This window comes from Kribbella pratensis (assembly GCF_004366075.1).
Lineage (GTDB): Bacteria > Actinomycetota > Actinomycetes > Propionibacteriales > Kribbellaceae > Kribbella > Kribbella pratensis.
Genome location: NZ_SODU01000001.1, coordinates 1,264,492 through 1,274,391, shown reverse-complemented (window position 1 = coordinate 1,274,391; position 9,900 = coordinate 1,264,492). Strand labels below are relative to the sequence as shown.

At 69.0% G+C, this 9,900-nt stretch carries 11 protein-coding genes; 6 read left to right on the top strand and 5 right to left on the bottom strand.

Annotation, left to right across the window (positions count from 1 at the left end):
• Positions 1-14: 14 nt before the first annotated feature.
• Positions 15-782, bottom strand: a complete 768-nt coding sequence (locus EV137_RS06135; RefSeq protein ID WP_238175118.1) for a hypothetical protein — start codon at positions 780-782, stop codon at positions 15-17.
• A 134-nt stretch (positions 783-916) separates the two neighbouring features.
• On the opposite strand from EV137_RS06135, the gene EV137_RS06130 reads away from it, so the two are divergent.
• Both EV137_RS06130 and EV137_RS06125 read left to right on the top strand, forming a co-directional pair.
• Complete coding sequence (locus EV137_RS06130; RefSeq protein WP_134127069.1) at positions 917-1,360, top strand: Hsp20/alpha crystallin family protein; 444 nt, start codon at positions 917-919, stop codon at positions 1,358-1,360.
• 54 nt (positions 1,361-1,414) lie between these two features.
• Entirely contained in the window at positions 1,415-1,702 is a 288-nt protein-coding gene (locus EV137_RS06125) for a hypothetical protein (protein ID WP_134127067.1), read from the top strand.
• 172 nt (positions 1,703-1,874) lie between these two features.
• On the opposite strand, the gene EV137_RS40410 is transcribed toward EV137_RS06125, so the two are convergent.
• Entirely contained in the window at positions 1,875-2,048 is a 174-nt protein-coding gene (locus EV137_RS40410; RefSeq protein WP_166679786.1) for a hypothetical protein, read from the bottom strand.
• On the opposite strand from EV137_RS40410, the gene EV137_RS41955 reads away from it, so the two are divergent.
• The 4 genes from EV137_RS41955 (at position 2,041) to EV137_RS06105 (ending at position 3,826) form a co-directional block, all read left to right on the top strand.
• Entirely contained in the window at positions 2,041-2,460 is a 420-nt protein-coding gene (locus tag EV137_RS41955; RefSeq protein ID WP_202870821.1) for a J domain-containing protein, read from the top strand. The genes EV137_RS40410 and EV137_RS41955 overlap by 8 nt on opposite strands.
• Positions 2,450-2,674, top strand: a complete 225-nt coding sequence (locus tag EV137_RS06115) for a DUF2188 domain-containing protein (RefSeq protein ID WP_134127065.1) — start codon at positions 2,450-2,452, stop codon at positions 2,672-2,674. Before EV137_RS41955 ends, EV137_RS06115 begins: the two co-directional genes overlap by 11 nt.
• A 227-nt stretch (positions 2,675-2,901) precedes the next feature.
• Positions 2,902-3,375 (top strand): CinA family protein, encoded by a 474-nt coding sequence (locus EV137_RS06110; RefSeq protein ID WP_133998412.1) that lies wholly within the window; start codon positions 2,902-2,904, stop codon positions 3,373-3,375.
• Positions 3,376-3,538: 163 nt separating this feature from the next.
• Positions 3,539-3,826 (top strand): helix-turn-helix domain-containing protein, encoded by a 288-nt coding sequence (locus EV137_RS06105; protein ID WP_133998409.1) that lies wholly within the window; start codon positions 3,539-3,541, stop codon positions 3,824-3,826.
• An 8-nt stretch (positions 3,827-3,834) separates the two neighbouring features.
• On the opposite strand, the gene EV137_RS06100 is transcribed toward EV137_RS06105, so the two are convergent.
• From EV137_RS06100 to EV137_RS06090, 3 genes are all read right to left on the bottom strand, one after another.
• A complete protein-coding gene (locus EV137_RS06100; RefSeq protein WP_134127063.1) occupies positions 3,835-4,296 on the bottom strand; it encodes a DUF4262 domain-containing protein in 462 nt (153 codons plus the stop codon).
• Between the two features lie 100 nt (positions 4,297-4,396).
• Complete coding sequence (locus EV137_RS06095; RefSeq protein WP_134127061.1) at positions 4,397-5,182, bottom strand: Fpg/Nei family DNA glycosylase; 786 nt, start codon at positions 5,180-5,182, stop codon at positions 4,397-4,399.
• Positions 5,183-5,192: 10 nt separating this feature from the next.
• Complete coding sequence (locus EV137_RS06090) at positions 5,193-9,845, bottom strand: ATP-dependent helicase (RefSeq protein WP_134127059.1); 4,653 nt, start codon at positions 9,843-9,845, stop codon at positions 5,193-5,195.
• Positions 9,846-9,900: the final 55 nt, after the last annotated feature.

The window sequence follows — 9,900 nt, the reverse complement described above, 5'->3', positions numbered from 1 at the left end:
GCCGGAGGGGTGGTTCAGCTGGTGTCGGAGTTGGGCCTGCGGCGCAGCCGGTCGGTGGTCCGGCCGATCGCCGCGATTTCCCCGGCCAGGTGCGGGTGGGTTTCCTGCAGGTGCGGTTCGGCCTTGACCAGCAGACCGAGGAGGGCTGCGGTGTCCGCGTCGCCGAGGGCGTCGAACACCTGGTCGACGCTGTCCTGGGTCGCGGAGTCGAGGTCTTCCAACGCGGCGATCTGTGCGGCGAGCCGGCGCAGCTCCGCGGCGTTGGCATCGGCCCATCGGGAGACCGCGCGTTGGCCGGCGCGACGGTCGCGGGCGGCCTGCACCCGTTCTTCTCCGGTCATCCCGACGCGGTCCGCGCTGTGCGGGTTCAGGCGCAGAAAGCGGCGTTCGGCCGCCTGGCGGCTGGCCACCCCGAGCACAGGGGCGATCGCGGCCCAACTCGCGCCCTCGGCGCGGGCCGCTCCGATCAGCAGCGGCTCCCAGGCGGCGAGCTGGTTCTGCACGGCATGGAGCTTGGTCAGCGCCGCCAGCATCTGCGCTGCGCCGGCACCGTCCCGGCCCGTGGACGCGACGCCCTCGCCGTCGGGAGCGAGTTGCCGCACGGTTCTCTCCACCGCGGCGATGTCGGCGGCCGCCGAGGACCGTGTGTCATCTCTGTCGCGCGTGTCGTCTCGATCGTGCGCGTCGTCTCGGTCGTATGTGTCCTCTGCGTCGTGCCTGTCGTCTCGGTCGTATGTGTCCTCTGCGTCGTGCGTGTCGTCCGGCGTGTCGGTGCCTCTCACCTGATCACCTCCTTCAGCTCAGTATGTCAGCGATTGGATGACATGTGCCACTTGTCATCGTTTCGTTGACATGTTATAAGGGAAGTGCGTGTTGACACCACTGTGCAAGCGATCACTCAGGAGGTGTAAGGACGATGTTGATGCGCACCGACCCGTTCCGCGAGCTGGACCGGTTTGCCCAGCAGTTCTTCGGAAGCCAGACGCCGGGCACGTGGTCACGCCCGACCCCGATGCCGATGGATGCGTACCGGCAAGGCGAGCAGTACGTCGTGTCGTTCGACCTGCCCGGGGTCTCACCGGACGCGATCGACCTCGACGTCGAGCGCAACGTGCTGACGGTGAAGGCCGAGCGCCGGCCGCTCGAGCTCGGCGACGGCGTGGAGATGCAGGTCTCCGAACGGCCGCTCGGCGTGTTCTCCCGGCAGCTGTTCCTGGGCGACACCCTGGACGCCGACCGGATCGAGGCGAGCTATGACGCCGGCGTACTGACCCTCAAGATCCCGATCGCCGAGAAGGCCAAGCCGCGCAAGATCGCGATCACGGACACCGGCAGCGACCGCAAGCAGATCGACGCCTGACCAGCAACCTGGCACCGCCGTCACCGGCGGGCACTTGTCGATGAGGTGAGATCGATGAGGGCGACCAGCACAGAGCGCACACTCGACGAGGCCGACGTCTTCACGGACCTCGTGCTCGCCGACGACGAGCTGGTGCGCGAGGAGTTCGACGCCCTGATCGCTGCCTGTTGGGAAGCACCGTGCGAACCACCCACCCGGATGCCCGGTCCGGCCGCCGGACCCTGGGCTTGGCGGCCACCACGCCGATGGCCGCGCCGGGTGGGCTTCCGGCACAGTCGCGTGCCTCGGCGGCGGCCGCACAGCCGCCAGCGCGGGCCTCCGCGGGAGCGAAGCAACTGCTGACAGACCTGACCGAAACGGCCCTGTGTACGGAGGAGGTGAGGACCCCCGACATCGATGGAATCTTGACCCGGTGATGCGGCGCCCGCCTATCACACCCTCGACCCAGCGGCGTTGACCTACGTTCCGCCGCCTGTCCTTCCTAGGACATACATCTCTATGGCGGGTCGCTGCATCACTCGGGTTCGATCCGAACGAGCCGTTCGCCCACGTCGAAGACATTCACCGCCAGCTGGACCTGACCCACGGCGTTCTCACCGTTCACGCAGCCGAGGCCCACCCCGCCCACCGCAAGCACGGCATCGGCCCGACGACCTCGGCGATCCTGGTGGAGCACAGCCATGACCACCTCACCGATCCTCGACCCCTACGCAGTACTCGGCGTAGCCCGCGACGCCACCGACGATGACCTCGATCGCGCCTTCCGCAGCGTCGTCCGCCAACTCCACCCCGACACCCGCACACCATCAGAGCTGGATGCTGACGCCGATCAGCGCCTGCAGGAGCTCCTGACCGCCTACGCCACGCTGCGCGATCCGATCCGCCGAGCCGCCTACGACCGCTCCCGGCCAGCGACCGCAAGCAACGTTTCCGCACTCCGGCCTCGCGTCCGGCACGCGCCTCGGGGGCCTGCGGCAGTTCAGGTCGGGGCAGCGCTACGGGTCGGCTCAGTACGTTGGGACCCGCTGCCGACCACCACGGATGGGTCGAGCGGAGCGGTGGGCTCGCGCCGTACGAGAGAAGGCCACGATGGCCGTTGACGACGTCGAAACCTACTGCGAGAACGGCATCTGGAAGACCCGCTGGCGGCACAGCACCAAACCTTTCGCCGTCGGTGGCGAAAAGGAACGCCAGGTCAGCCAAGGCGCCACCGTGGCCAGCTGGTACGGCGTTGACCACATCATCACCAACCCTGACGGCACCACGGCCGAACACAACTCCTACCGCTACCGCCGAGAATCCGAGGCCAGCTGACCGCGCCGCACTGGAGCCGCAGGAGATCGACCAACCCGCCGCCGATTTCGAGCCCCTCGTCGGACGGGGCGGTGCCGTCGGCTGCTGAGCGAGCCTCGTCATACTGCCGCCTTCCGGTCGCCTCGTGGGTGGCGTGTCATGAGCTGAGTGCGGTGGTGGTGTTGGGTGGTGGATGTCGAGTTGGCGCGGGTTGGGAGTGCGAGGTGGCCGTGGGCGGTGGAGTTGAGGTGGCGGTTGAGCGGCTGGTGGGGTTGTTGCTGGAACGTCGCGTGACGCTGGCAACTGCTGAGTCGTTGACCGGTGGGATGGTCGGAGCGGTTCTGACGAATGTTCCGGGAGTGTCGGCTGTGTATCGGGGTGGCGTGGTGGTCTACGCGACTGACCTGAAGGCCAAGCTTGCGGGCGTTCCGGAGGAACTGCTGGCGGCTGTGGGCCCGGTGCACCCGGACACAGCTGCTGCGTTGGCCAGGGGCGTGCGGGAGCGTCTGGAGGCCGACTACGGGCTCGCGACGACCGGTGTGGCCGGACCGGACCCGCAGGCGGGCGTCGAGGCCGGCACGGTGTACGTCGCCGCGGCCGGACCGGGCTCGGTGCAGGTCCGGAAGTTGCAGCTGAGCGGTGATCGGGCAGCTGTGCGCCGGGGGAGTGTGCAGGCCGTTTTGGAACTCGGAGCGGAACTTGTGGCGGAAGAACTCGACTGATCGGGGTGTTGGGACCAGCATGGGGACAGGTAAGGCAGACTGGCACGGCGCACCGAAGGTGGACATTGCGAGAAGTAGTGACCCAGCAACAGGTACCGTTGGTTCCTACGGTCGAGCTACCGTGCGAGTAGACGCGACCGGACAGGCGGAAGGGAGAAACCTCATGGTGCTGGTTCGTGGCCTGCTGGGCGACGTGCTGCGGCGTAAGCGGCTGCGCCAGGGGCGCACTCTGCGCGAGGTATCCGCCGACGCACGCGTCAGCCTCGGCTACCTGTCCGAGGTCGAGCGCGGTCAGAAGGAAGCTTCGAGTGAGTTGCTGGCGGCCATCTGCACGGCGCTGGACGTGCCGTTGTCGATGGTGTTCGCCGAGGTCAGCGAAGATCTGGCGCGTGAAGAGGCCCTGGTGCTGGCGCACCCGACGATCGAGCCCGAGGTCGTGGCCGCGGCCTGAGCCGCGGATCATCGGACGCCTCCGTCGGGATTCGAACCACTGCTGGACGGCTGGATCAGTGCGGTCCGGGTCGGCCAGACGAGTTGCAGCGCGGGCAGCGGCGGCTGACCGGGCTGCCGGAACATCGTGTTGGCGGTGTACAGGTGGTGGGCCGAGTCGGGAAATCGCAGGAGCTCGGCGGTGTGCGGCGGTGGGAAGAAGCTGGACAGGTCGTCGCCCTCGTCGAAGGCCGCGCCTTCCAGCACCGCCCAGGCGAGCGGCTTGAGCCCTAGGTAGGCGTAGCAGGGCTCCGGATCGAAGACGATGATTTCCGGATGCCGGTAGAGGCTGAGGCCGAGTGTGTACGCGAAGGCAGGGTTCCGCGCGCCGTCGCCCTCGACGAACTGCATCGTCCAGCCGTACGTCTGGATGTTTCGCTCGAGCTGGCGCGAGTACTGCTCGTCGTCCAGGCCGCCGCACTTGTCGCACATCACCGTCTCCTTTCACTCGAACAGTTGTTCGATGCGTCAGAGAAGGTATCCGTGTTCACGCCTTCCGGAGGCGTTGTCCACAGGGCAATTTCGCCAGGAGTCAGGTTTCGGGCTGGCAGGCCGGGCACCAGTAGGTGACCCGTTCGCGGGTCGCCTCGCCGAGGGTTGACGTGAGGATCGTCGTACCGCAGCGGCGGCAGGGCTTGCCGGCGCGCTCGAACACCCAGGACCGTTGTCCCGGCCGGTCGATGCCGGTGCTGACCTGGGTGCCGTTGCGGACGTTGGCCTTCATCAGCTTGCGACTCAGATCGATCGCCGCGGGGACGTCGACAGCCTCGACCGGGCGCCACGGGTGCAAACCGAGCAGGAAGCAGACCTCGGTACGGTAGAAGTTGCCGATCCCGGCGAGGTTGCGTTGGTCGAGCAGCGCCTCGCTGATGGTGTGTCCTGGATCGGACTCGACGTTCGCGATCGCGAGGGCGCGATCGAACGACGGCGACAGGAGATCCGGGCCGAGATGCCCGACCACGGTGTCTTCCTTGCCGGTAGCGACGAGGTCGAGCACCGGCAGGCGGTAGCCGACAGCTGTCCATGGTGGGCTTTCGAGGACCACGCGGATCTCGTGGTCGGGTCCGCCGCGCCAACGCTCGCCGGGGCGGTACAGATGCCAGCTACCGTCCATCCGGAAGTGGCTGTGCAGCGTGAGCCCACCGGAGATTCGCATCAGGATGTGCTTGCCGCGCGCAACGACTTCCTGCATCGTCCGCCCGCTCAGATCGGTCGTCGCCAACGAAGGCACGCGGAAGTCCGTGCGAACGAGTTCCTGCCCGGCAAGAGCCTGATTCAGGCGTTGACAGGCTCGCCAGACAGTGTCTCCTTCAGGCATGACCGCCTACTTAAGCCCGGAGCCGCAGGCCGCGCGGCGTGGCGTGGAAGCCGGCCTTGGCCAAGGCGTCCCCGAACGCGGTATGGCGAACCTGCTCACCGTCGGCCGTCTCCACGCTGAGCTTGCCGAGCTGACCGTCCCGGATCGACAGCGCCAACGCGTCGACGGCCGGCTGCAGCAGATCGGGATCCTCCGTGAAGCTCAGCACGGTCCGCCCGCCACGCTCGACGTACACGATCAGCTGTCCGTCGACCATCACGACCAACGCGCCCGCCTTCCGGCCCGGCCGATGACCGCCGGCGCTTTCCCGCTCGGGCCAGGGCAACGCCGCACCGTACGGGTTGGCTGGATCGGACGCAGCCAGTACGACGGCGCGCGCGGTCAACTCCTCGTCCTTCCGGCCGCGAGCCGCACCGCCCGTCCGCGCGCCACCGGGACCGAACCGTCCCGCAGGACCGAACCGTCCGTCAGGCTTCGTAGCCGAAGTCGGTAGCTCGGCGAGCGCCCGCAGCCGATCGACTGCGCCAGGCAGCGCGAACTGGGCAGCTCCAAGACCTGCGACGAAGTACCCGCGCCGGCACCGCCCGGACTCCTCGAAAGCACTCAGCACCTTGTAGACGGCCGCGAACCCACCGGGCGTCCGCTCGGTGATCACCGAACCTCGCGTCACGATGCCGTAGCGATCGAGTAGGGTCTCGGCCGCCGCATGCGCCCGGCGGGTCGCATCCGAACTTCGGGCCGGAAGCAACGACCACCGCCCGCCGGCCGTCGGCGGACCACTGCGTGACGGCATTGCGGGTCGTCCTGGCCGGGCCGGACGTCCCGGACGCGCTCGTGGAGTCGCACGCCGTGTTCGGTGACTGCCGCGACCACCACCGACAAGCGATCTGACCGGCGTCAGCGTGTCGTTCGTCAGATACCCGGCCCAGACGAGGTCCCAGAGAACGCCGACCAGCGTCTCGTCGTCGATCGCACCGGAACTGGATCCGACGACGTCGCTCAACTGCCGGAAGAAGAACGCACCGCCGCCGGACAAAGCGTCCAGCACAGCTTGATGGGTTTCGCCGAGCTCGAAAGCCGGATCCGGGTCAGGCAGTGTCAGGTCGCAGTTGTCCGCCAGATGCAGCGACACCCATCCGTCCGTCCCGGGCAGTGAACCCGAGCCGGCCCACACCACTTCACCGGTCGCGGTCAGCTCGTCCAGCATCGACGGCTGGTATCCAGGCACCCGCGACGGCAGCACGATCGACTCCAGCGCCGACGCCGGCACCGCGCATCCCGCGAGTTGCTCGACCGCGCCGAGAAGTACGTCGTACCCGCGGCCGCGGCTGCTCGTGATGCCCTGCCATGCCGGCAGGAATCGCGCCAGCGCGGAGGGATCGACCGGCTCGACCTCCTTCCGCAATGCGGCGAGAGAGCGTCGCCGGAGCAGCCGGAGGACCTCGCTGTCGCACCACTCGAGCGCGATCCCACCCGGCAGGAACTCACCTTCGACTACTCGGCCCGCCGCGCTCAGCCGCCGCAGCGCGTCGGTGACGACTGCGACTCCGATGCCGAGATGGGTCGCGAGATCGATCGCCCGGAACGGTCCGTGCGTCCGCGCGTACCGAGACACCAGGTCGCCGAGCGGATCGGCGACAGGCTCCGCATGCGCCTCGGCAACGCCGGGTGGCAGCGGCACACCGAGCGCGTCGCGCAACCGGGCCACGTCCTCGACGACCGCCCACCGATGCTCGCCCGCGATCCGCACCCGTACGACGCGTCGCGCGGCCGCGAGCGACGTCAGCCAGGACTCGGCATCCGAACCGTCGACGCACCGTTGCGTTGCTTCCGGCAACGACAGCGGACCGACGATCCGCAGTACGTCGAACAACCCTTCGGCATCGCGCGCTCGGCGATCCTCGGCGAGGCGTTGCAGCTCGGCCTCGGTCCGCAGTACGACCTCGGCGTCGAGCAACTCACGCAGTTCGGTCCGCCCGAGCAGCTCGGCCAGCAAGCTCTGATCCAGCGCCAGCGCGGCAGCACGCTTCTCGGCGAGCGGGCTGTCGCCCTCGTACATGAAGGCGCCCACATAGCCGAACAGCAACGACTTCGCGAACGGCGACGCCTCGGGCGTCTCGACCTCGACGACCGAGATCCGGCGCTCACTGATGCCGGTCAGGAGATCCTTCAACGCCGGCAGGTCGTACACGTCCTGCAAGACTTCGCGCAGGGTCTCGAGGACGATCGGGAACGACCCGAACTTGCTCGCGACACTCAGCAACTGCGAGGCGCGCTGACGCTGCTGCCACAGCGGTGACCGTCGTCCCGGATTGCGTCGGGGCAGCAGCAGGGCCCGCGCCGCGCACTCGCGGAACCGCGCCGCGAACAAGGCCGACCCACCGACCTCGGTCGTCACCAGATCCTCGATGTCCGCCGGATCGAACAGCACCAGATCCGCGCCCGGCGGCGGCTCGTCCGTCTCCGGCAGGCGCAGCACGATCCCGTCGTCGCCGGACACCGACTGAGCGTCCATCCCGTAGCGATCCCGGAGCCGCGCCGCGATCGCCAGCGCCCACGGGCCGTGCACCTGACCGCCGTACGGCGAGTGCACGCACACCCGCCAGTCGCCGAGCTCGTCTCGGAATCTCTCGACCACGATCGTCACGTCGTCCGGCACCCGGCTGGTCGCGTCGCGCTGCTCGGCGAGATACGAGACGAGGTTGTTCGCGGCGTACTCGTCCAGGCCCGCGGTCCGCGCGCGCTCGACTGCCTTCCCCGCAGGCAGCGACGCCATCTTGCGGACGAAAGCGCCGGTCGCCGCGCCGAGCTCCGCCGGCCGCCCGACCGCATCGCCCTTCCAGAACGGCAGTCTGCCCGGCTGACCGGGCGCGGGGGAGACGAGCACGCGATCGTGTGTGATGTCCTCGATCCGCCAGCTCGAGGCACCGAGGGTGAACACGTCGCCGACGCGCGACTCGTAAACCATCTCCTCGTCGAGCTCGCCCACCCGATGGTTCGTCGACTCGCCGACCAGGAACACTCCGAACAGCCCGCGGTCCGGAATCGTCCCGCCGCTTGTCACCGCGAGCCGCTGCGCACCCGGCCGGCCGGAGATCTCACCGCTGACCCGGTCGAACACGATCCGCGGCCGCAGCTCCGCGAACTCGTCCGACGGGTACCGGCCGGACAGCATGTCGAGCACCCCGTCGTACGCCGATCTCGGCAGGGTCGCGAACGGCGCGCAGCGTCGTACCAGGGAGAAGAGCTCGTCGACGTCGATCGAGTCCAAGGCCACGATCGACACGATCTGCTGCGCAAGGACGTCGAGCGGGTTCGCCGGGATGTGCAGGCTCTCGATCAGGCCGTCGCGCATCCGCTGCACGACCACGGCGGTGTCGATCAGATCGCCGCGGAACTTGGGGAACAGCACGCCGCGCGACACCGCTCCGACCTGGTGACCCGCACGACCGACACGCTGCAGCCCGCTCGCAACGGACGGCGGCGCCTCGACCTGGATCACGAGATCCACGGCGCCCATGTCGATGCCGAGCTCGAGGCTGCTCGTCGCCACCACGCACGGCAGCCGACCGGATTTCAGGTCCGCCTCGATCAGTGCCCGCTGCTCCTTGCTGACCGAGCCGTGGTGGGCCCGCGCGATCAACGGCGGAGCCGCGAGCGAGCCACCGGACTGCGCCATCAGCTGTGCAGGCGAGCCGAGCTCCGGCAGCTCCAGCTCGGCGCGCTCGGCGGCGATCTCGTTCAGCCGGGCGGTCAGGCGCTCGGCCAGACGGCGCGAGTTCGAGAAGACGATCGTCGAACTGTGCTGACTGATGAGGTCGAAGACGTGCTCCTCGACATGCGGCCAGATCGAGGCGTGCTGCTGCGGACCGGCCGCGGAACCTGAGGTCTCCACCTCGGTCGCGGCCAGCTCGGCCATGTCCTCGACCGGTACGACGACGCTCAGATCCCACTGCTTCGTGAACTTGGGCTGCACGACCGTCACCGGCCGCTCGCCGCCGAGGAACCGCGCGACCTCCTCCACCGGACGCACGGTCGCCGACAGGCCGATGCGCTGCGCCGGCTGCGGCAGCAGTGCGTCGAGCCGCTCGAGGGTCAGCGCGAGATGCGCACCCCGCTTGGTCCCGGCAACCGCGTGCACCTCGTCGACGATCACGGTCTCGACACCGCGCAGCGATTCCCGGCCTTGCGAGGTCAGCAACAGGAACAGGGACTCCGGCGTCGTGATGAGCACGTCGGACGGGCGGGTGGCGAACCGCCGCCGCTCGTTGGCCGGGGTGTCGCCCGAGCGCACCGCGACCTCGACGTCGATCGGCGCCTCGCCGAGCCGGCGGGCGGTCTCCCGGATGCCGATCAACGGCGCGCGAAGGTTCCGCTCGACGTCGACCGCGAGCGCTTTCAGCGGTGACACGTAGAGCACCCGGCAGCGCAACTTCGGATCGTCCGGCGGCGGTGTCGTGGCCAGCCGGTCCAGAGCCCACAGGAAAGCGGCCAGCGTCTTCCCGGAGCCGGTCGGGGCGACCACCAGCGCGTCCCGGCCCGCGGTGATGGCGTCCCACGCCTCGAGCTGGGCCGGGGTGGCCGCCTCGAAAACGTCGCCGAACCACGCCCGGGTCGCGGGCGAGAACCGGCTCAACGCGCTGGTCTTCTTCACGCCGACCATCTTGCCGGGTCGCGCCGACAGTTTTCACGAGCCGGCCGGTGGCCCACCGTGAGCA

Bases quoted from the DNA above. Each gene is read 5' to 3' on its own strand.
- EV137_RS06130 (WP_134127069.1), top strand. From the start codon at position 917: ATGTTGATGCGCACCGACCCGTTCCGCGAGCTGGACCGGTTTGCCCAG.
- EV137_RS06115 (WP_134127065.1), top strand. From the start codon at position 2,450: ATGGCCGTTGACGACGTCGAAACCTACTGCGAGAACGGCATCTGGAAG.
- EV137_RS06095 (WP_134127061.1), bottom strand. From the start codon at position 5,182: ATGCCTGAAGGAGACACTGTCTGGCGAGCCTGTCAACGCCTGAATCAG.
- EV137_RS41955 (WP_202870821.1), top strand. From the start codon at position 2,041: ATGACCACCTCACCGATCCTCGACCCCTACGCAGTACTCGGCGTAGCC.
- EV137_RS06125 (WP_134127067.1), top strand. From the start codon at position 1,415: ATGAGGGCGACCAGCACAGAGCGCACACTCGACGAGGCCGACGTCTTC.
- EV137_RS06105 (WP_133998409.1), top strand. From the start codon at position 3,539: ATGGTGCTGGTTCGTGGCCTGCTGGGCGACGTGCTGCGGCGTAAGCGG.
- EV137_RS06090 (WP_134127059.1), bottom strand. From the start codon at position 9,845: ATGGTCGGCGTGAAGAAGACCAGCGCGTTGAGCCGGTTCTCGCCCGCG.
- EV137_RS06100 (WP_134127063.1), bottom strand. From the start codon at position 4,296: ATGTGCGACAAGTGCGGCGGCCTGGACGACGAGCAGTACTCGCGCCAG.